At 68.5% G+C, this 20,910-nt stretch carries 21 protein-coding genes; 12 read left to right on the forward strand and 9 right to left on the reverse strand.

Translation table 11 applies throughout. From position 1 onward, the window contains the following. The first annotated feature begins 13 nt into the window (after positions 1–13). Positions 14–232 (forward strand): hypothetical protein, encoded by a 219-nt coding sequence (locus ACGRHY_RS27930; protein ID WP_394638437.1) that lies wholly within the window; start codon positions 14–16, stop codon positions 230–232. 196 nt (positions 233–428) lie between these two features. Here the strand turns inward: ACGRHY_RS27930 and ACGRHY_RS27935 are convergent, their stop codons facing one another. From ACGRHY_RS27935 to ACGRHY_RS27950, 4 genes are all read right to left on the reverse strand, one after another. Further along, on the reverse strand, positions 429–1,904 hold the full coding sequence (locus tag ACGRHY_RS27935; RefSeq protein ID WP_394638438.1) for an amidase: 1,476 nt from the start codon (positions 1,902–1,904) through the stop codon (positions 429–431). 95 nt (positions 1,905–1,999) lie between these two features. Then, complete coding sequence (locus ACGRHY_RS27940) at positions 2,000–3,208, reverse strand: MAB_1171c family putative transporter (RefSeq protein ID WP_394638439.1); 1,209 nt, start codon at positions 3,206–3,208, stop codon at positions 2,000–2,002. 6 nt (positions 3,209–3,214) lie between these two features. Further along, positions 3,215–3,721: an ImmA/IrrE family metallo-endopeptidase gene (locus ACGRHY_RS27945; protein ID WP_394638440.1), complete on the reverse strand. Its 507-nt coding sequence runs from the start codon at positions 3,719–3,721 to the stop codon at positions 3,215–3,217. A 50-nt stretch (positions 3,722–3,771) separates the two neighbouring features. Next, positions 3,772–4,257 (reverse strand): helix-turn-helix domain-containing protein, encoded by a 486-nt coding sequence (locus ACGRHY_RS27950; RefSeq protein ID WP_394638441.1) that lies wholly within the window; start codon positions 4,255–4,257, stop codon positions 3,772–3,774. An 815-nt stretch (positions 4,258–5,072) separates the two neighbouring features. Between ACGRHY_RS27950 and ACGRHY_RS27955 the strand changes: the two genes are divergently transcribed. Genes ACGRHY_RS27955 through ACGRHY_RS27965 form a run of 3 tightly spaced genes read left to right on the forward strand, consistent with a single transcriptional unit; the run spans position 5,073 to position 7,441 of the window. Beyond that, positions 5,073–5,609, forward strand: coding sequence for a hypothetical protein (locus ACGRHY_RS27955; RefSeq protein ID WP_394638442.1), 537 nt, complete (start codon positions 5,073–5,075; stop codon positions 5,607–5,609). Between the two features lie 12 nt (positions 5,610–5,621). Next, positions 5,622–6,845, forward strand: a complete 1,224-nt coding sequence (locus tag ACGRHY_RS27960; protein ID WP_394638443.1) for an MAB_1171c family putative transporter — start codon at positions 5,622–5,624, stop codon at positions 6,843–6,845. Further along, positions 6,842–7,441 carry a phosphatase PAP2 family protein gene (locus ACGRHY_RS27965; RefSeq protein ID WP_394638444.1) on the forward strand — a complete coding sequence of 200 codons (600 nt, stop codon included), beginning with the start codon at positions 6,842–6,844 and terminating at the stop codon, positions 7,439–7,441. Before ACGRHY_RS27960 ends, ACGRHY_RS27965 begins: the two co-directional genes overlap by 4 nt. 5 nt (positions 7,442–7,446) lie before the next feature. On the opposite strand, the gene ACGRHY_RS27970 is transcribed toward ACGRHY_RS27965, so the two are convergent. Next, positions 7,447–8,328: a helix-turn-helix domain-containing protein gene (locus ACGRHY_RS27970; RefSeq protein ID WP_394638445.1), complete on the reverse strand. Its 882-nt coding sequence runs from the start codon at positions 8,326–8,328 to the stop codon at positions 7,447–7,449. 621 nt (positions 8,329–8,949) lie between these two features. Between ACGRHY_RS27970 and ACGRHY_RS27975 the strand changes: the two genes are divergently transcribed. The 7 genes from ACGRHY_RS27975 to ACGRHY_RS28005 all read left to right on the forward strand — a co-directional run bounded on the left by ACGRHY_RS27975 (position 8,950) and on the right by ACGRHY_RS28005 (position 15,885). Next, the gene (locus ACGRHY_RS27975; RefSeq protein WP_394638446.1) at positions 8,950–9,366 is read left to right on the forward strand and encodes a hypothetical protein; all 417 of its coding nucleotides are present in this window, start codon (positions 8,950–8,952) and stop codon (positions 9,364–9,366) included. Between the two features lie 125 nt (positions 9,367–9,491). Further along, on the forward strand, positions 9,492–10,874 hold the full coding sequence (locus ACGRHY_RS27980) for a helix-turn-helix domain-containing protein (RefSeq protein WP_394638447.1): 1,383 nt from the start codon (positions 9,492–9,494) through the stop codon (positions 10,872–10,874). Between the two features lie 9 nt (positions 10,875–10,883). Next, positions 10,884–11,684, forward strand: a complete 801-nt coding sequence (locus ACGRHY_RS27985) for a DciA family protein (RefSeq protein WP_394638448.1) — start codon at positions 10,884–10,886, stop codon at positions 11,682–11,684. A 118-nt stretch (positions 11,685–11,802) separates the two neighbouring features. Continuing rightward, positions 11,803–12,261, forward strand: a complete 459-nt coding sequence (locus tag ACGRHY_RS27990) for a hypothetical protein (protein WP_394638449.1) — start codon at positions 11,803–11,805, stop codon at positions 12,259–12,261. A 130-nt stretch (positions 12,262–12,391) separates the two neighbouring features. Beyond that, a complete protein-coding gene (locus ACGRHY_RS27995; RefSeq protein ID WP_394638450.1) occupies positions 12,392–12,955 on the forward strand; it encodes a hypothetical protein in 564 nt (187 codons plus the stop codon). 3 nt (positions 12,956–12,958) lie between these two features. Continuing rightward, entirely contained in the window at positions 12,959–15,112 is a 2,154-nt protein-coding gene (locus ACGRHY_RS28000; protein WP_394638451.1) for a Mucin-19, read from the forward strand. A gap of 38 nt (positions 15,113–15,150) precedes the next feature. Beyond that, on the forward strand, positions 15,151–15,885 hold the full coding sequence (locus tag ACGRHY_RS28005; protein ID WP_394638452.1) for a hypothetical protein: 735 nt from the start codon (positions 15,151–15,153) through the stop codon (positions 15,883–15,885). Between the two features lie 425 nt (positions 15,886–16,310). Here ACGRHY_RS28005 and ACGRHY_RS28010 read toward each other — a convergent pair whose 3' ends face one another. Continuing rightward, the gene (locus tag ACGRHY_RS28010; RefSeq protein ID WP_394638453.1) at positions 16,311–16,709 is read right to left on the reverse strand and encodes a hypothetical protein; all 399 of its coding nucleotides are present in this window, start codon (positions 16,707–16,709) and stop codon (positions 16,311–16,313) included. Then, complete coding sequence (locus ACGRHY_RS28015; RefSeq protein WP_394638454.1) at positions 16,706–17,554, reverse strand: IS5 family transposase; 849 nt, start codon at positions 17,552–17,554, stop codon at positions 16,706–16,708. The genes ACGRHY_RS28010 and ACGRHY_RS28015 overlap by 4 nt, the downstream gene beginning before the upstream one ends. Before the next feature lie 435 nt (positions 17,555–17,989). Here ACGRHY_RS28015 and ACGRHY_RS28020 point away from each other — a divergent pair, with 435 nt between their 5' ends. After that, complete coding sequence (locus ACGRHY_RS28020; RefSeq protein ID WP_394638455.1) at positions 17,990–18,670, forward strand: nuclease-related domain-containing protein; 681 nt, start codon at positions 17,990–17,992, stop codon at positions 18,668–18,670. A gap of 79 nt (positions 18,671–18,749) precedes the next feature. Here ACGRHY_RS28020 and ACGRHY_RS28025 read toward each other — a convergent pair whose 3' ends face one another. Together ACGRHY_RS28025 and ACGRHY_RS28030 are read right to left on the reverse strand one after the other, a co-directional pair. Then, on the reverse strand, positions 18,750–19,577 hold the full coding sequence (locus tag ACGRHY_RS28025) for a hypothetical protein (protein ID WP_394638456.1): 828 nt from the start codon (positions 19,575–19,577) through the stop codon (positions 18,750–18,752). Between the two features lie 22 nt (positions 19,578–19,599). Then, positions 19,600–20,880, reverse strand: coding sequence for a hypothetical protein (locus tag ACGRHY_RS28030; RefSeq protein ID WP_394638457.1), 1,281 nt, complete (start codon positions 20,878–20,880; stop codon positions 19,600–19,602). Positions 20,881–20,910: the final 30 nt, after the last annotated feature.

Consider the following 20,910-nt stretch of genomic DNA (forward strand, 5'->3'; position numbering starts at 1 on the left):
GAAGGGCGATCACATGACGGCTCCGGCGATCCTCGCCTCCCTGCCGCCCTCGCGGTTCGACGACGAACTCAGCCCCGGCCTCTTCGGCCTCTTCGTCCTCGTCCTGCTCCTCATATGCCTTCGGCGGGGCGTTCGCGCGGCACGGGAGGGCAGGGGCTTCACGCTGGTGTTCTGGGCCGTCGTCGCCGCGGCCGCGGCGACCGCGGGGGCGTACGCCTACGAACTCCTCTAGGAGCACCAGGTTTCCTCCCCGGTCAGACGGGTGTGAGCAGGTGTGGAGCAGCGCCTCACGGTGCAAACAGAGGCTGAGCCAGAACCTGAAGTCGTGAACGTAGCCAATCGCGCCGACCTGTTCCTGAAGGACGAGTCCAGGGGCCCGCAGCCGTCCGGGTCGGCCGCGGGCCCCTGGAGCTGTACTTCGTTGATGGCTAGCCGTCGGACTCTACGAGTGCGGGCGGGGTGGCGGGGTTCGGGAGCAGTCGGGCGAGGTGGCTGGCTGCCGCGGTGACGGTGCGGTCGGCGAGGTAGGGGCCGATGATCTGAATGCTCAAGGGGAGTCCATCGGGCGTCGTTCCGGCGGGGATGACCGCGGCAGGCAGCTTGACCTGGCTGGTGAGGTTCGCCCAGGTCGTCTGGTCGTAGTAGCTGCGCTGGGTGCCGTCCACGGTGATCGAGCGCTGGGAGATGGGGAGGGAGGTCTGGTCCTCCACGGCCGCGGTAGGAGCGGCAGGGGTGATCAGGACATCATGGTCGTCGAAGTAGGCGGCCCACTGTTGCCGCAGCTTCTCCCGGGCCTCATTGGCGATCAGCCAGTCGCGGTGCCGCTGGGTGCGGGCGCGCAGGTAAAAGGCGCGCGGTGAGGTGTCGTCCTCGGCGAGCGCATCCGCCTGGTCGACCTCGTTCTGGAAGGCGCCGTCGGGCGTGGTGGCCGTCGACGTGGCGTACATCAGGTTCTGGAAGGCCCGGTCGGACTCTCCCATGTCCACCGGTTGGGTGGTGTCGTCCACGCGGGCACCGGCTGTGCGGATCCGGTCGGTGAGGGTGCGCATCAGCTCCCGGGTGGCTGCGTCGACGCGACAGTACGGGTCGTCGGCCCAGATGCCGATGCGGTAGTCCCGCAGCCGAGAGCGCCGGGGAGCGGGAAGTTCGATGCGCCATGCGCCAGCGTCGGCCGGCGCGGGAGCCGCGAGGACGCCCAGGAGGAGGTCCAGGTCGGCTGGGGTCCGGGCGATGGGCCCGAGGGTAACCATGTCGCTGCTGGTCAGCCAGCCTGGCAGGCGGGGTATGTGGCCGCGGGTGGAGGTCAGGCCGTGGCTGGGACGCAAGGCGTAGGTCCCGCAGTAGGCGGCGGGCAGGCGCAGGGAACCGGCGAGGTCGCTGCCGACGTCGAGGCTGGTCAGTCCGGCGGCGACGGCGGAGGCCGGCCCGCCGGAGGATCCGCCGGCTGTTCGGCCCTGGCCGTAGGGGTTCGCGGTCGTCCCGAACAGCGGGTTGGAGGTCTGGATGTCCTGGCAGAAGGCCGGGGTATTGGTTTTGCCGAGGATGATCGCCCCAGCCTGGCGCAGGAGGGTTATCGCGTCCGCGTCGGTGGTGGGGATGTGGTCGGCGAGGTCGGGGGTGCCGCAGGTGGTGCGCATGCCCTCGGTTTCCAGCGCGTCCTTCGCCGTGATCGCCAGACCGTGCAGGGCGCCCAGTGGCTTGCCGGTGCGGGCCAGGTGCCGGTCGGCGCGATCGGCCGCCGCCCGGGCGCCGTCGGCGTCCAACGTGACGACTGCGTTCAGGGCGGGGTTGATCTTGGCGATGTGCTCCAGCTGCCGCTCCAGAAGTTCCCGGCTGGTAATACGCCCCTCGCGCAGGGCGCAGACCTGGTCGGTTGCGGGGGCAAGGTGGAGTGTGCTGGGCATGGAAGTCCGTCCGCGTCGGGGCACAGTGTGAGCGATGGCCGCATGGGGCAGGCAGGCCGCTGCGGCGAGCGAGGTGGTCAGGAAGGTTCGACGGATCACTGAGGTGCGTTGGCTTTCTGCTGGTGCACAGGCTGGCTCGGCATGGGCGGGGTGAAGAAGGACGCGATGCGCAGAAGGTGCTGGCTCTCCTGCTTCGGCGGGACCGGCAGGCGCTCGTCGGCGTACTCGGCTGGTGTATCGACCGGCTGTCGGTGCTCCTTACGGATCAGCGCGTGGTGGATCTGGTCCGCGGTCACCGCGGCGGTCAGGTCCGGTTCGGTGAGACCTTGAGCGCGGCGCTGCTGCTCGGCGGCCTCACGGACGTCTGGGTCCAGGTAGGGGCGGAGCTCGATCTGACCGTCCCGGATCTCCACTCCTCGCCGGTAGAGGAGAAAGTCCACGGATCGAAGGCGAGCCAGCTCCGCCAGCTGCGAAGGGGGCTCCATGAGCACGATGGACGGCACAGCGCGGTGCATCGCCTCCCACAGTGGGCCGAGCCGTCGGTAGGCCAGGTGACCGGATACCCAGCCGCGTACGTTCCTGACCCGCGCCGCCAGGGTGGGAAGGAAGAAACCGATCAAGGTCAGGGCAGCCCCGATGTCGCCGCACGCCCAGGCGATCGGGTCGAGTGAGTGAACGCTGAAGCCGACCACTTCGCCGACGAGGGCGCTGAGGCGGATCGCGCTGTAGACCAGGGTGATGGAGGCGCCGACGGCAACCATGCGCAGGCTGCGTACGAGCCAGACGTCTTGCGCCCGGCGGGCGTAGGTCCAGCAGGCGCGGGCGAGCAGGATCTCTCCGGCGGCGTATGCGCTGATGTAGAGCGTCAGGTACGCCTTGTAGAAGGGGTCGTGTGCGTAGTAAAGGGCGAAGGAGGTCGGCTGCTGGACGGCCGGGGAGAGCATCGCGAACAGCGTGAACAACCCTGCGATTACGGCTGTTCCGGCGATGGCGTGGCATCGGATCCGGCGCCGCGCCTTGGCGGGAGGCTTGCCCCAGTGCGCCAGCAGGTTCATCTGGAAGACCAGCACCGCGATGACGCAGCTCTGTGCGATGGGAGCCGCGATGTTGGTGACCCCGAAGAAGTGGTCGACGCGTACCCAGACGGGCGTGATGGAGAAGACGAAGCTCAGGGCGGACGAGAGAAAGACCAGGCTCAAGGCGACCACGGATGCGTCTCTGCGGCCCTTGCCCAGATCCCGCAGGAGGAACAGGAACCCCGCGCTCGCGATGGCCAGGCACAGCGGGTGCAGGAGGTCCTTCATGCGGTGTTACCTCTGCGGACGCAGCAGCGTATACGCGACTCGGTCAACGTCGGATCCTTCTGGTGTCTGCGGCCTTACCGGGCCGACGGAGCGAACGTGGGCCTGGAGGTAAGAGCCGACGAACTCTGCCGCCGCCTCGTCCTCCTCGTCATAGTCGGTGCGCCCGAGAACCATCTGCACCACAGCCGGGTCGATCAGCGTGATCAGGCCGCTGGCGCCGGCGTTCGGGAGCGTCGTGCCGCCTTGGTGGTTCAGCAGGATGTGGGCGAACTCGTGGGCGATGATGTGGTCTTGGTGGGCCGGACTCGTCCGCGGGTCGTAGAAGACGTAGTTGGTGCCCTCTGTCGCCACGTACATGCCGCAGGGTGCGGATCCTTCGAGTTCTGCGGGCAGCAGGCACACCGAGCGACCTGACCGCCGCTCGATCTCCGGGATCAGGTCGCGGATGCTCGCTGCTGGGGGAAGTGCGAGGTCGCGCACGTAAGCCTTGCTGGCGCGTCGTGTAGGCCTCATGTGGGGGGTTCCTTCCAGGAGGACCTGACAACGGTAGTGGCCGTGCCGGTTCAGTCGGCGGGGCGGTCATGCTCAACGGGCAGCCCCTCCAACTCCCGCACTCTGTCGATCATGGCCAGGACCGTGTCCATGCTCTTCGACGACAGGCCCACCGCGCGTAGCGCGACCTGCTGCACGCCTCCGTCGCGGAGCAGCTGCAAGGTCTTGAGTTCCTCACCGAGGCGCTCGGCGAGCTCGTCGTCGAAGAAGTAGGCCACTGGGACCCCGAAGAACTGAGCCAGAGCCTCCAAGTGGCGTTTGGTCGGGTTGTCCCGTCGCCCGGTCTTCAGCTGCCAGATGTAGGTACCCGACACGGTCGGCCCTCCGCGCTTTTGCAGCGCCTCGGCCACTTCCTGTGTGCTGTACGGGCCCCGGCCCTTGGGGTAGATGCTCTCGAAGAGGTGGGTGAGCCTCTGCGCGAGCGAGGGATTTCCATCACAGACAGGTTCTGCACCCTCGTTCCCACCGCTGGCGGCCGTCGGGTCTTGGGGGTTCATGGGATCAGCGTCACCTCTCACTCCTCATCCATCTCAGTTGACTATGCCAGAGTGATCTGCATACGTTCGACTCATCACCGGAAAGCTGGTGTAGACCTACCGTCGGTGAGGACCGCCGCCGCGCACGGAGAACTACACCTCCCCGGTGGCATAAGAAGCGGGGACCGTTGCTACGGGGGACAGGCAGCTAGGTGTTCACGATCGGATCCACGCCAGTTGACGACGTAAGTGGACTACTGGTCAGACGGCGCATCGCGGAAGGCCCGGTCGACTCCTCCTGCCTGAACGAGAGGATGAGCAGGGCGCCGGCCGCTGAGACTTGGCCGGGCTTCACGGGGGTGGGCCCGACCGCTGCAGAGCCGATCGCGCGCGCCGGCCTGGCTTCCACTACTGCCTCGCGACACGAGGTGGAGCAGCGGTCGACCCGGGCGGGAGACCTTGGAGCATCAGTGCACTGCAAGACCTTTTTTGCCCTTTCATCTAGGTACCTAGGCTGGTGTGGCCTGGCGCACAAGTCGGGTTGCCGCGCTTCCCTCGGCGTTTTGAGGTGGGTTCCAGCGTTGCGGCGCCGTGTGCATGTATCGAGGTGGTTACGTCCGCCCCCCTGCCTGCAGGGCGTTGCTTCGCGCGTGGCCCCCGGGGCCGAGCGAGAAGGCGTTGCAGACGTTGATCTCTCGTTTTCGGACCTGCCCTGGTAGTGACGGGCGGGCCACCAGGACACAGACCACACGCGCCGGACAGGTCTCGGCTGCCGTTCCGCATCGCATGGGGAGACGCAAAGTGCACGCAGCCAGCAAGCTCTGGTTGGAGGGGAAATGAGCTTTTTGTCGATGCGGAGGCTACGGAGGCGCCTGACCGACTTCCCGCTGCCCGAACCGTTCAGCATCGATGGGTTGGTAGCGAATCTGGAAGCTCAGTCAGGTCGGCGCATCACGCTCATCGAGCTCAACGACAGAGCGACGGACCTGCGCACCGCGTGCGGGCTCAGAGCCAGAGCCGAGAGCCACACCTACATCTTCTATCGACGCCGCCCCACCGAGAATCAGACCAGCCATACCGTCCTCCACGAGCTGGCTCATGAGTTCTTTGACCACGGCACCAATCTGAGTTCAGAGCAGTTCGAGGGTCTGGTGCCAAGCCACATCCGCCGCAACCTCATCGACCGGCTGGGCGCGCCTGCTGTCGTGCAGGCGCGGGCCCGCTACGACTCCGTGGAGGAGCGCGAGGCGGAACTGTCGGCCTCTCTCATCAAGGACCTGGTCCGTCGGCAGGGACCGCAAGGAGACGACATGGTGAGCCTGCTGGAGAACAGTCTGTCCCACCCGGTTGCCCCCTTGCGGCGACGGAAGTAGCGGAGGAATCGCATGCTCGCCTTTTTCGCCTACGCCGTCGCGGCCACGATGACAGCGGTCGCTGTGTGGCGGCTTCCTGCGGTGCTCTACGGAGACACCCACCGCCGGGCCCTGTGGGGCTGCTACGCCGGGTTCGCCGCAGCACTGTGGCTGAAGACCCCGGCCATCAAGCATGCTCTGAACCACTCGCCCATCACGGACTTGTCGATCCTGATCAAGCACTACGTATCAACCGCCGCCATCCTGGCGATCCTCACCTATGTCGTAGCCAGCTACGGCAGGTCCGATCAGGACGAGATCCCCCGCCACGTCGCTGTCGCACGGTGGATCGAACGCGTCGCCTACAAGGCCTCCATCGCCTCGATGGTGCTGATGACCGTGCTGTTCTTCACCGTGGTCGACCGGAGCCGGCCAAGCACCGACTTCGTGGCCGAACACGCCGGCCAGTGGGGTGCCACCGCCTACATGTCCGTCTTCTACCTGTACTTGGGGGCGGCCAGCGCCGTCTGCGGCTACCAGTGGACAAGCGCCGCGCGGCGGGCTGAGACCCGCCTGCTGCGCACCGGCCTGATCCTGATGTCGATCGCCATGGCGCTCGGAGTCACCTACGTGGTCTCCCGAGTGACGTTCATGTGGGTGGCCATCGCCGTGCCACTGAGCACCGAGACCGAGCTCACCTTCGGCAGCGCCACCGAGGGCCTGCAGATCGCGCTGTTCTTCCTCTTCGCCGCCGGCGCCAGCATCCCCACCACCAGCGCTGCGGCATCGAGGTGGCGTGCATGGCGGTCACTGTGGAGGCTATACCCGCTGTGGCGGGACCTGATGAAAGCCGTGCCCGGGATCTCCTTTACCCCCCCTACCTCCCGCCTGCGGGAGATCGCCCGTGCCACGCCGCCGGTGGGCGTGCGCCTGGACCGTTGGGTCCAAGACATCGCCGACGCAGTCGATCAGCTGCGCCACTACGCACCCCCGCTCCTCTTGGATGTGGCGGAGGCGGAAGTGGCGGACCAGGAGGACGCCCCCGCAGCCGCCGAAGCCCACTGGATCAACGCGGTCCTGGTCGGCGTTGCATCCAGCGAGCGCTACGCGGAAGCCTCCGAGGCACTGCCGCCCAAACCGATCGCCGACCCTGAGGCCGAAGCTGCCTGGCTGGAGCGTGTCCAGGCCGCCCGCGCCGCCCTCACCCCCGATGACGGCCGAGTCCTGCTGGACGCCGCGAAGGAGCCCGCGCTGTGACCACCACCGCCCAACTGGTCAGTGCCCGGCAGAGAGCAGCACGCAGGATCACTGACATCCTGCAGCCCATGCACGTGCTTCTGGCCGGCCTCACTGGCATCGGCGCGGCCTCAGCCGGTACCTGGAGCGGAGCCGCATGGGGGCTGTTCGCCGCCGTTTTCGCCGGCGTCGTTCCGGCCTCGTACATCAACTGGGAACGCAAGCGGGGAACCTGGGGTGACCGGCACGTCGTCGACCGCTCCCAGCGCCGCCCGATCTTCCTGGTGATCCTTGCCTCGATCGGTGTGGCCTTGGCAGTGATGCTGCCGGCCCACGCCCCACGCGACGTCGTTGTGGCCATGGTGGCCCTGTGGGCGATGACGGTCGGCCTGTTGGCCGTCAATGACGGCAGCAAATGGAAGATCAGCGTGGATGCCGCGGTCGCTTCGTCCGTGGTGACGATGCTGGCGGTGGTGCATACCCCCTGGTGGACACTGGCCTACAGCCTGGTTGCCCTGGTGTGCTGGACCCGCACGGCCCTCTCCTACCACACCATCGCCCAGACGGCGGCCGGCTCCGCACTCGGCACGGCGACGGCCACGCTGTGGCTGCTGTAGCCGGGTCAGTCACCGGTGGACGGGTTCTCCAGCTTGGCCTGCTCGATGAGAGCGGTCAGTTGCGCCAGCATCGCTGGCGACACCCCGAGTTCCTCCGCGCCACGGGCGGCCAGGGCCAAATCTCTGCCACCGGCGGCCAGGAACCTGATGCCCTCCATGACCTGACGGGCGACCGCGTCGTCGGGTTGGAAGAACAGCGGAGAGACCCCGAGAGTCTCACCGAGAGCACCGTAGAAGGCCGACTGTTCCCTGTGCTCGGGCAAAACCTCGGCCAGAGTACGCCTGCCGCACCGCAGTGCGGTGAACTGCTCAGGTGTCAGCAGGGCACGGCCGACCCGAGCGTTGACCCACTCGGTGAGGTCGGTGTCCCCCGGCACGTCGGCTGGGGCGTAGGTGCTGGCCAACAGATAGTCGATCTTCTCGGCCAGCGTCCGCGGCAGCGGTGTGGAAGCGATGTTCGGCGCGGCGGTGACGACTCCGAAACTTCGGTCCTGAGCTCCCAGGAGTTCCTCTTCGGTCACGCCGTAGGCCTGCGCGAGCAGGGGAACGTACTGCGGATCCAGCCGCCGGCGGCCCTTCTCCGCGTTGATCACGGGGATGTGGCTGGTTCCGATTCTGGCGCTGGCCTCCTTCTGCGTCAGGCCGGCGTCGCAGCGCAGATCCAGCAGGTCCGGCTCGCCCGACCGAGGGAAGATGTCGTCCAGGTCCCTCCCCAGGGCCTCGGCGATGGCGGGCAGCTTCTCCAGGGCGGGGAAGGACTTGCCGGACTCCCACTTCGAGATCTGAGGACGCGCTACGCCGATCCGGTTCGCCAGAGTGGCTGCGGTGATGTCCGCCGCCCTGCGTGCTTGGCGCAGAACGCGACCCTCGAAACGGCGTGCGGGCATTACGGAACTCCTGATGCAACGGTTGATCTTGTTGAACGTTTGGTGAACAACCTTAGCCACCGACTTGATAGCTCATGGCACCTAACGTACCTTGCTCTATCGAGGATCTTGGTGGCCCTGCACATCATGCCCTGTGCGGCGCCGTCCAAGGCACTTCCCATCAGAACATCGGTGCCGCTGCAGGTGCTAGATGCCGGATCCGGTCAACTGTTGGCCTGGAAAACCCGCTGACCGGACCCGGTGTCCCTCTTCGCAGGAGACGTGCATGAGTGTGACACCATCGTCTGCCTCCCGGCAGGCGATCGCCAGATTTCAATACCCGATCGTGCTGGGTACGTCGGTGGCTCTGGGAGCTGATCTGCTCCTGGCCCTCTCGGCGACCGCGGCGGATAAGTGGGGCCCGGGATGTCTGATGCCAGCCAGTCTCGGCATCCCCGGTGCCTCCCACATCGTTGTCTACGGCCCTCCGGGACAGACTTTGTCGGGCGTCGGTGGCTTGGCCTACCGCGCGGATGCCGAGCCCGGCAGATACGAAGCGGCCGACGGGTACGGACCGGCTACTGGCCACAGCAAGCACGTCGTCGTTGAAACCGGCCTCACCTCAGCGGGGGGTGGTGCCACATGACGAATGGCGAGACGAAGAAAACCGCCATGGTTACCGTGCAGCCGGCCGCCACCTGGCCGACGTACGAGGCCGACCACGCCCGCGCTGAGCTCGCCGCCATGCAGATGCTTGTCGCAGGAACTCCTCTGCCCCGCATCAAGCAGCGCACCCACCTGAGCTGGGCACATCTGAAGCGCCTGGCTGAGCTGGTTGCCGAAGAAGCCCAGAATCCGGCCAAGCCCCGCAACGTCCTGCGCGACAGGCGGCCGCGCCGCCCGGCACGCATCCGAGTCGTCCCGAAGCCGGCGCATGGGCTGATCTCCGAGAGCAACGACATCCCGAAAAGCGAGAGCACCGCGTCCCCGCCCCCCGAGCCGAGGGCCCTTGTCGACGCAGACTCTAAACCAGAGCAGCTCTCCTTGATCTGTATCTGAGACCTCCCTGAGCCGCCTGCGGCGGCCTTACCTCCCCAGGCCCTGCCAGGCCCGCAGCAGCTCTGCTCGCCGCGGGTCTATCTCGCGCTACCCGGAAACGGACCTCCGTGCCCACCACGCCACCCTTGCACTCTTCCTGCCCGACCGAGGTCACCCTGCCCGCCCCGCTGTATGTTCCCGCAGCCCACCAGTGGGTCTCGGCGACCACCGGCCGTATCGCCCCAGACGGCTACTCGTGGATGCAGGCCGTCTGCTGGGCACACATCGACGGCACCTACCGGGCCACCCGCGGCCACGGCCCCCAGCACATCGGCGACACCACCCTGCGCGTGGCTGTTGAACTCGCCCGCCTTGCACCCTGCCGCCCCGGGATCGACTACCTCGTGCACGTCCTGAAGCTCTCCAAGCGGACCGTCCAGTACCACCTGGGCATCCTGCGGGAGGCAGGCCTGCTCGCCTACCGCGCCAAGGGCACCCGAGTACGCGGCGAAGGCGGCCGCGCCAGCGAGTTCGTCTGGACGATCCCGCCCGCCTTCGACACCGCTCTCCGCCTCACCACCCGAACCTGCGACCGATACATCCGGGCCCTGCAAGGCATCGCCGAGGAAGGCCGCACGCTGATGAAGCGGCTCGGGAAGATGGCCCGCAAGCTGATGCGGCGCCCCCGCCGGAGCCGCGCCACCCGCCCATCCCGCACTCGCTCACGCAGCACCACGCGTTGCACCCCAATGGAGGGTGGTTCAGAAAGTTCTTCGACTGCGGGTGTTACTCCTCTCCCCCCTGAGGCGAAGCTCGGTCACGGGGCGAGCAAGTGCCCCGCCCCGAAGAAGTCCAGGAACAACCGGCGCCGCACCCTCAACGCGGTCGGCCGCCGTTACCAGCTGGCGCGGGAATTGGTTGAGCAGGTCGACTGGCTACGTGGTTGCTCCGTGGCCCGCATCGCCTGGGTGGCACGCGACCTCGCCGACGCTGGCTGGAGCGCCGAGGAAGTCCGTGCCTGGCTGCACTTCCGCGGAGAAGCCACCCATGTGCACCGGGCCTCCGGGCTGCTGGCCGTCCTGCTGCGCGGTGCCGAACGCGTGCTCGGCACGGCGGCGAAGCGCGCCGACGCGGTCAACCGCTGGCGGGAAGACGTCGAGGCAGCCCGCCGTGCCCGCATCCGGCAGGTACGGGCGCGCGCGGAGCGCTACGACGGCGACTGGCAAGCGCCCCGCAGTGCTGCTGTCCGCCGACTGGTCGCCGAGGCCTTCGCGCCCCGACCCGAAGCCCACACGGCAGCAGAGACGCTCCCCGCCCTCGACGGGCCGCAGGATCTGACCGTCGAAGAACTGCAGGCGATGCGGGATGCGGCCTGGGCGGAGTACATGCAGGGCGATACCGCCCTCGTCACTTCCGCCGTTGAGGCGTTCGGACGCCCTGCCGCTGAGGCGATGTACGGGCTCGACCTCGTCCAGCGCGCGCTGCACCTGTCACGCCGCAGCCCTCGAATGTCCCTGACCCACCGGTAGGAGGCACTGATGACCACCGACACCAGTGCGCAGCCCTCGGGCGTCGACCTGGCTCGGGTGGCTCTGCACGCAGCGAGAGAGGCAGCGCGCAAGAACGGCGGTGCCACCGAGTCCCGCAGGCCACGCCGCCGCCCCCGGCCGCCGCGGCGGCACGCGGACGGCCGCGATCCCATGGGGTTCGGCGCGGTCATCCAAGGCCTGATCGCAGACCGGGCCTGGGAAATCCCGGCCGCCGGCGGAAGTGCCGTAGACCGGTGGCCTTCCATCGCGGGGGAGAAGCTGGCGGCGCACGTCCACGCGGTCCGATTCCGCGCGGACCTGGGCGCACTCGAGGTCCGGGCCGACTCCGACGTCTGGTACACACAACTGCGGCTGGAGCGCCCCGCGCTACTGGCCCGCTTCGGCAGCGCGCTTGGCCCCAATGTCGTCCGCGACATCGTACGGAGCAGGCCCGGCCCACCCCCCGAGGCCACCGAGCCGGCACCGGGTCCAGCACCCCTCCCCACGCCGTCCGTCGGGCCGGTGGTCACCCGCGAGACCGCGTCGCCGGGCTATCGCCGGGCCCTCGCCGCCTACCTCATCACCCGCGATGCGATGTCCACCGAGTCGGCACCGGACAAACACGCGCCCCGCACACCGATACGCGAGCCGGTCGAGGCCTTCGCCCAAGAACTCGCTCGTCGACGTGCGGCACTGTCGTGCGCTGGCAGCCATGCCCAGGCACTCGCCCGGGCCCGCAGCGAGCGGGCCGAGCGCGGCAATCCCGCAGTGGCTGACCGAACCGACCGTAAGGGGAACTCCCGTGGCTGACACCGACCAGCCTCCGTATCGGACCACCGCCAGCGCCCGGCACGGGCAAACCACCGACGATCGATCCACACACCGGTCCGGCGTTCCACACGGACCTGACTCCCGCAGCGCAATCCACGTGCGGCAAGGCGAAGATCGCGCCCATACCGCACACGGCAGCGGCACGTTCGTCACCGAGGTGACCAGCGGGCCGGCTGCCTCGGCGTTGGCCGGTGCCGGGCCCCGTTACACCGCGTCGACGATCACCGACCCCGTCCTGGACGGCTTGTACGCCAAGCTCCACGAACTCCAGCAGAAGACAGCACCACCGGCTGCCTCGGCGTTGGCTGATGTCGGGTCCCGTTACACCGCGTCGACGATCACCGACCCCGTCCTGGACGGCTTGTACGCCAAGCTCCACAAACTGCTGTACCGGGCTCAGGACTCCAGCGGTGGCCCGCACGAGCAGCCCGTGGCGATGACGGAGGTCCGGAAGTTGCTGACCGGAGTCCTGGACCTGCCGCAAGAAGCCGTCACCCCACTGGAGTCCAGCCGTCGGCTTGGCCTGACGCAAGGGGAGGAGCCCTCCGCCATCTGACGGCGACCACACGCGCGGGCTTGGCCTCTTCAGGCCGAGAGCCCTCCAGAGACCTATCAATACATATTGCGTAGCCATTCCTGAGTATTCTAGAGTGAGGAGTGCCCACACCTGACCTGAAGAGGCGCCGATGCCAGCGGAACAGCCCATAGGCCAGGACCAGGTCCTGGCCGTCAACGTCAACCGACGCTGGAGCGAGGTCGAAGCCGGCCGCGCGGCCGAATCCGACGTCGTCCTGGGAGCCTGGTCGCCCTGGGTCGGCCGGTCGACGACAATCCGCCACTTCGACCCCGACCGGATCGCCGTCGTTGTCGCCTGCCGACGCGGCAAGACCATGGCCGTCTACGATGTCCTGCCCGACGAGCAGGGCCAGCGCTGGCACTGGACCGGGGACGGCGCGCGCAAGCGCATCATCTTCCACGGACGTCCCTCCGCTCGCTACGCCGCACAGATGCACGCTCCGGCCCCCACCTGGAAAGCGGGCGAGGGCACCCCTGTGAAGGTCCTCGGCCTCGACGCCCTCCTCCAGGGCGACCAGCCGCAGGACCGCGAGGCATCCGAACCACCACAACGACATGTGGTAGTCGGACAAGCCGTCATCACACTCAGCGGCTCCAGCCACCTCACCGTCTCGATCCCACCGGAGTACAGCATCACCGTCACCACCCGCGCGCCTCACGACAGGAGCCACTGAGCCATGGATACCAAGCAGTTCAACGAGGGCCTGGCAGTGCTGCGCGGTCTGCGCGACGACATCAAGAAGGCCGAGAAGGCGCTGAACAAGCTGTACGGCCAGCGCGACCGCCAGCTCAAGACGGTGGCCAGCTACGACAAGGCCAAGGCGGAGCGCATTGCCCCGGCCGCCGGTCTGTCGGTCAAGGAGGTCGTTGAGCGCGCCCCGCACCTGGCCCCTCAGCCCTCCGCAGGTCAGACGCAGCAGCCCACCCCCTCCGCAGCGGTCGCAGACGAAGCTGCTATGCAGGAGAACGGGGCCGCCGCACCGACCATGACACCGGTCGCCCTTCAGCCCGCCACCACCACGCCGACCTCCGCACCCGCCGAACCGGCCCCGGCCGCATACGACGGCGACACCACCCCCGTCCCGGCCGCGAGCGAGCCCGCCCCTCCCGCTCCGGCAGTCGCCACCGCTCCGCGCGAGCTGCCCACCATCCCGGGCGGAGAGGCCGGCGATCGTTGGTTCGCCGTGGCCTCCAACCTCGTCTCGAAGCGCCCCAACTTCACCCAGCAGGCACGCCCCACGGTCTTCCTCGACGCCAGTACCGGCGATCTCATCCACCGCGACCAGCGCATCCGCCTCGACCTGGGCCACGGCAGCGCCGACGAGATCCTCACCGCGGTCTACGCCCACGTCCCCGACACCGTCGAGCGCATCTACATCACCGCCGGCGACCCCTGGCACCACGACGCTGACCGCTACCCCTACCTCAAGGACGCCGTGCGCGCCTGGCTCGACGCTCCCATGCCCGGTGGCTGGAAGGTGGAGTCCCGGCGCGGACAGGACCGCATGGCCGGCCACTTCCTGCACGAGCGCAACCCGGTCGGCCGATGGGAACGCGGCGACCAACACGTCGAGATCCGCAGCGTCGCCGAATGGTTCGACCCCGACGGCGCCGACGTCGCCACGATCCGGCACGCCTTCGCCCTGCTGTGGCAGGCGCTGAAGAAGGACTGGCCCGACGTCGTGCTGATGGGATCGCCGAGCCAGACCGGACGCGACCTGTGGGCCCGCACCATCCCCACCAAGGCCGGTGCCAAGTGGGCCGACGGCTACCCTGTGATGTCGGACGAGATCCGCCAGCTGCTGCACGCCACCTCAGGGCAGGGCCGCACCGAACTGATCACCCCGCCCCGCGTTCCGGACCAACTGTCCCAGCTCCACGAGCTCGACCGCACCCTGGCCTACGGCAAGCACACCTGGGCCAGCGGAGTGGGCGCGCCTCAGCGCGTCACCGCCAGCACCTTCGCCTCCTGGAGCCAGAAGCAGCAGACCGACGCGCTCTTCGCTCCCAGCCACTGGCAGGTCAAGGTCACCATCCCCGACGACTGGAACCATGTCGGCATCTTGCCCTTCGCCATCGAGGGCGACCGAGCATGGATCTACCCCCATGAAGCCGGCCGCACCTTTGTCACCTGGGCCGGCGGCGCCGAGGTCAACGCAGCGCTGCGCAACCCGATCACCCCGTGGAAAGTGGAGATCCTCGACGGACTGCTGTGGGAGAGCGGCACCCCGCTCAAGGAGTGGTCGGAGAAGCTGAAGAAGGCCTGGGCCGGGCTGTCGACCGCGGCCGCCGTCACCGGCGACGACGAGCTGCGCCAGGCATACAAACTCGCCTCCCGCGCCGTGCGCAGCATCCTGCTGTACGGCATCGGCGGCTTCGCTCAGCGCCCCACCACGACCACCGGGACCGTGCCCATCGGCAGCGAAACCCAGATCCCCGTCGGCGCCCGGATCAAATCCATGAGCGACGACACCGTCACCTGGGAACGGACACAGATGAGCCGCAACCCCAACGCCCACCCCGAGTGGGCGGCCGGCGTCTGGTCCGCAGCACGCGCCGCCCTGCTGTCCACCCGCGCCAAGAGCGCCGACGGCCGGACCCTCCATGTCGGCGCACTGCACCTACCACCCGGCAGTATCGTCGCCTTCCGCACCGACGCCATCTACACCACCGCCATGCCCGACTGGCCGTACAACGGGGAACCCGGCGACTACCGCCTCAAAGGCACGCTGCCCTACCCGGTGGCGGCCCCCACCACAGAGAGCGAGTTCTACACCCTGCAATCCCTCGGCCGGGCCCTGCTCCAGGAGCAGCAGCACGAACACAGCTGAGAAGGACCAGACCGCTACGACGAGGAAGACCGATCACCATGCCCCCGCGCAGGCGCAGCCGCCGGAACAACGCGGCCCCCAGCGAAGCCGCCCGCCTGACCAACATCCTCCTTGAAGAGGGCTTCAGCAAGCGCCAGGTCGCCACGATCCTGGGGCGCAACTCCGCGATCGTCAGCCACTTCTACACCCGTGGCCCCGGATCCGGGCAGGCTTATGTGGAAGCTCTGCACGCCGTTGTCCAAGAGGTCCAGGCTGGCGGTCCGCGTGATCCCGAATCCCTCAGGAACCTCGCCGGCCAGTACGTCACCCGGCGCCGCACCAAGTCCGGACGCGAAGCCCGAGTCAGGGGCAAGGACTCCGTCCAGCACGCCACCGATAACCGGTGGACCTCCGGCATCGCCCGCGCCGGCCGGCAGCACATCTCCTCTGGAGCCTCCCGGCTCAAACCCATCGTCGACTCCGCCGCGGACGCCGGCGGCTCCATCGCCTTCACCATCCGAGCCTCCAAGGGCCGCTTCCTCCTCGCCGCCGACCGTGAATACCCAGGGCCGCTCGCCGCCAGCCACGTTGTCCAGCGTCCCGACGGAACCGAGGAACGCAGCTACGGCAACGGGGGCACCGGCCTCAACGCCCGCGAGTGGCAGCAACGCGTGACCCGCAACGGGGGAGACGTCGCCGCGGCCATCGCCGAATGGATGGTGGAAACCGGCCGCCTCGCCGAGGGATCAAAGATCACCCACCTCGAGCTCAGGGGATGGAAGGCCGGTAGCTGATCCCGAACTCCGCTTCCGCGCCTGTCAGGCCTCCCTGCGATGCTGGCCGTGTCCGGCGGTGTCCCATTGCCTGAAGGCAATGCGCCGCAGGTCAGCCTCACGGCACCCCTCAACCTCTCAGGGAACCCCTCCCCGAGGAGACCGCGGCTCTCCGTGGTCGCACGTCATGAGGAAGGGCTGGCCTCGAACGCCACCATCTCGCGCTACCAGCGACTCCGCTGGCGCCCACCTCCGCAGGGGCGAGCTGAACGGTTGGCAGTACCCCACCGCCTGCTTCGTCGGCAAGTCCACCGAAGCCCGCGGGTGTCCCGTCTGTGCGGGGAACGACCCCCGCAACCCCTGGTTGTCTCTTAGAGGGCAGTTCGTGAGTTGATGTCCGTTTCGAAGTGAGGTTAGGGCAGGGCTGCTGATCACGTGTTCGTCGGCTACTGCTTCCTGGCGAAGCTGCCGGCGTCGATCTCGGTGAGGATGCCGAGTTTGACCAGACGTTTCAGCTTGGCGCGGGTGCCTTCGACGTTCTTCGGCAGCAGCTCATGATCGAGGGCTTCGCAGACGTCACGGGCCCGCAGCGGGCCGGTGGCCTCGTGGAAGACGGCGAGGATGCGGGGGTAGTCCGGGTGCTCGGGCAGGTCCGGTGGACCGGCCGGGAGCCGGTCGGCAAGGCCGGTGACGGTCTTCCGGGTGATCGCCAGGTGTTCGAGGTGGGTCTCGGCCTCCCGCAGCCGGCCCTGCAGTTCGCCGATCTGTCCTCGCAGGTCGTCAGCCAGGGCCCGGGCGGCATCCTCCTGGAGGTCCAGCGCGTCGAGCAGGGGCCGGAGGTTCACGCGGTCACCGCCTGCGCATCGCGCCAGGTGGGAGTGTTCGCGCCGGTGAGCTGGCGGGCCATGACGTGGGTCATGGCCCAGTAGACGCGGGAGGCGGAGGAAGCGGGATGGTGCTCGTAGTCGCGGACCAGGCGCCGGTGCAGTATCAAGATCCCGTAGGTCTGCTCGACCCTCCACCGCTTCGGCTGCGGCACGAAGCCGGTGTCCTGCGGGTTGCGCTCGACGATCTCCACGTCGATGCCCAGGCCGACGCCATGCGCGACGACCTGGTTCTTGAAGCCCTGATCGACCAGGGCTTTCTCGACGGTGCCGCCGGTGTGCGCGGCGACCTGGTTCAGCAGGGCGATACCCGCGGCGTTGTCGTGCGTGTTCGCGGCCAGCACGACAACCGCGATGACCAGACCCAGCACGTCCACGGCCAGGCCCCGTTTGCGGCCCGGCACCCGCTTGGCCGGATCGAGGCCGGTCGTGGAGGAGGGGACCCCGGCAGCCACGTGGACGCTCTGGGTGTCCAGCACCACCAGGGTCGGGTCCTCTAACCGGCGGGCCCGCTCGCGGACCTGGCAGCGCAGCAGTTCATGGATGACCTGGTCGGTTCCGTCGTCGCGCCAGGTGGCGAAGTAGTAGTACGTCGCGCTCTTCGGCGGCAGGTCGTGCGGGAGGTAGGCCCACTGACAGCCGGTCCGGCTCTGGTAGAGGATCGCGTTGACGATCTCCCGCATCGAGTATCTGCCCTGGTGGCCGCTGACCGAGCGGTGCCGGTCCTTCCACGCGGTGATCACCGGCTCGATCAACGACCACTGCTCGTCCGATAAGTCACTCGGGTACGGCTTGCGTCCATTCACCTCATCACATCAACAGATCAGCGGCCTCGGGCCGACAGGTTCCGCTCACACTCACACCATCAGGCGACGGCGGAACCACTCAAACACTCACGAACCGCCCTCTTAGGGCTAGACGCGAAGCGTGTCGCCTTGTATTGTTTTAAGAGTCACTGATTGAGGCGGCCTGCTCGTCAACCGGCACTGAATACCAGGGCCTGAAGGAATGCGTTGAAAACCTCGAAATGGTGGATCCTGGCACTCCTGTCACGAGTCCGGGCAGCGACCGGAATCGATGGCTACGCCCCTGGCGCCAGTCGCTTCGGTCGCTGCTGGGGCCGGGCAGCGAAATCTGTCCACAGGTCCGCCGCCGTACGGTCCGAGGAACACTGTCAACGAGGGGGATCGCCGTTGAACAAGGCCCGCCGCCGTAACAAAGCTGGCGCCAGCGCTCAGCAGATGGCACGTCAGCGCCGCACCGGACACAACCGGCCCCTGATAGCTCTTCCGATCGCCGGAATCGCCGCTCTTGCGATCGGTCTCCTCATCACCCAGGCCCTGGGGGCCACCGCAGGAGCCGCAGCCACGACCGCGGCGCTGGTCACCGGACTGCGCCAGGTGTATCGAAGCGGCGTGAACTCCTGGTCCACCGGAGCGGCCGGCGAACGACGTACGGCCCGTATACTCGCTCCTCTGACTTGGCTGCACCACTACGAAGTCCTCCACGACCGGGCGATACCGCGCTCTCGCGCCAACCTCGACCATCTCGTCATCGGCCGCACCGGCCCCGTCTACGTGGACACCAAGAACTGGACCTCCACCAAGTCCCAGGTGCGCCTCGCACCGGACGGGCAGCTCTGGTACGGCAGGTTCCCCCAAGGTCGGGCGGTGGCCACTGTGCGCTGGGAAGCCGATCAGGCACAGCGGATCCTTGGCTGGCCGGTCCGGGCCGTCATCGCCGTCCACGGAGCCCGCGTGCCCGGCGGCCGTATCCACCTCGGCGACGTCACCATCGTCCAGGCCAGCAAGCTGCGCCGCTACATTCGCTCGCTCCCGCCCGCTCCCGGGTGGAACCGCGAGGTGGTCCGCGAGACCGCTCGCGTTGCGGACACCCGGCTCCCGCCTGCGACGTCCGCGTAGAGCGGCTTGGCTCCGGCCCACCATGCACCAACCGTGCCGGCGGCCGAAGCGCCCAGACGGCCGGGCAAGCGCATCCGGCCTAGGCCGGATGCGCCCGGGCCGCAGAATCGGCGTCGATGCTGAGCGTGGCGCCTGCGTGTTGCCGGCCGGCCGGCGACTTGCTGATGCCCTCCCCGCAGACGGCCCGGCTGACGGAAGGTAGGGTTTTCCGCTCCGCCGGCAACGTGCCAGCCGCAACGGTGCCCTCCGGTACGGGAGTGGAGGCGAGCAGCGCCAGGATGGTGAGCGCGAGATCTGCCGGGACACCGCTGAGCTTCATGTCCATGTGTGACGCATCAGCGTTCAGCGCCACGCTCCCGGAGGCGACCGCTGACCGGGGCCTCAGGCCGTACCGGCCGCCATGCCAGTAGGAGCGGGTCCGGTCTGGCTCCGGATGGCGCGGCCCACCTGCGGAGCCCAGCCCCGGGAGGATGGCTTCCATGCGCCGGTTCATGGCGGCACGGGCCCGGCGGTGTTCCTCGTCGACGCGCAACTGGGCCAGGGCTTCCTGGACTGTCGTCAGGTAGTCGGGCAGGAGACGTCGCACGATCTCGTCCGCGATCCGGGGCACGGGGCGGTTCATGCCGACGGTGATGGAGGCGGCCCGCGGCCCACCCCAGCAGCTCGGGTAGACGCCGTCGATGGTCAGGCGCCGGCCTGCATCGCCCCTGCGGTGGGTGTTCGTGCGGTGGAGCAAGAAGCCCAGCTCCGCCGGATGGGAGAGGGACACGGAGCCGTGGATGTTCCAGCTGGCTTCGTGTGTCCAGCCGCCTCCCTGGATATTGCGGTGGTTGAGGACCTCGGCCAGGGCGCGGCCGAGGGCGTCGTAGTGGTCATGCACGTGCTGCATCTCTTCGGTGGGGTGCATGGTCTCCTTCGAGTGGTGGGTGTCAGGCAGCGGAGGTCTGCGGGCGGGACGAGGCCGCAGCGTCGGCGGTCAGCAGGGCGCGGTACTGCTCCTCCCGCGCGAGGTGCCGGCGGACACGCCGCTCGGCGGCTTCCTGCTGGCGGCGCAGGTCGCGGATCTCGGTGCGGGTGTTCCCAAGATGTGGGGGAGCGTGGTCTTGAGCGGCTGCCAAGCGCAGGGCCTCGACGTCCGGGCGCCTGAGGTAGTGAAGAGCGAGGGCGCGCAGTACGGCTGAGGCGCGGCGTGCCGTGGCCGCAGGAGCGGAGTGCCCCGTCGTCCGGGTGAGGCGTACGTGGGCCGGCAGGTCGGCGGGCGTCGCCGCGGTCAGACCATCGGTGGTGCTGCGGTTCCATTCGCCGTCGAGCCGCACACCGTTGACGGTCGGCTCATGGGAGCGCTCGTACTCGAAGTACCGCTGCCGGGCATGGCCGTAGGCCACCCAGATCCCTTCGGGCATCGGAAGCGGCCGGTAGATGTCCCGTCCGACGGTGAACCGGCCATGCACGCGGGCGCCGTGCACCTCGTAGACCACGGCTCCGGCCACGTCGTCGTTGACAGCCACCTCCCGCACCGTCACGGTGCCCATGGGGCGTTTCCGGCTGTCGACCAGCGGCAGACGCACAGGGGAAGGGTCAGGGGCGAGCGTCGGCCGCGGGGCGCGTCGGATGATGCCGGTGATGACGTTCAGCTGGTGGCAGGCGCGAGCACGGGCCTGCCGCAGTTCAGCCACCTCAGCCTTGGCCTGGGCGGCGAGGTCGGCCTCGTGGCTGGCCAGAGCCTTGGCGTTCGGGCGGGCGGCGGCCGTGAGCAGATCGTGAAGGTGCGGCAAGTTGCGCCAGTGTCTGGTGACCGAGCGAATCACCGCCTCTGTACGCCGACGCACGGCGCTGGTCAGTTCCCGGTGCACGCCGCCTGCGCGGAGACTGGTGGCGTATCGGCCGAGGAAGTATCCGTTGGGCACGTTGGCGGGATCGATACCGCCGGTCCAGCCGTGCAGGCGAACGCCGTAGATGACGGGCTCGTCCGGCCGGTGCTCGGCGTAGCCGCACGGCCCGGTGCCGTCGCCGTACTGCACACGCACGGTGCTGGGCAGGATGGTCCCGTCACGGAAGTGCTCGGGGATGAGGACGAAGGTGCCGCGGATGTGAGGGCCATGCACCACGTAGCGGACGCAGCCGTGCTCGAGGACGGTTACACGGGCGGCGAGAGTGCCAATGCCCGGCAGGGGTAGGTCAGCTCGGGCGGCGACGTTCTGGAAGGTCAAGGGTCTCCTGGGAGCGGGGGATTCGATCTG

This window comes from Streptomyces shinuiensis, from assembly GCF_043660855.1.
GTDB lineage: Bacteria > Actinomycetota > Actinomycetes > Streptomycetales > Streptomycetaceae > Streptomyces.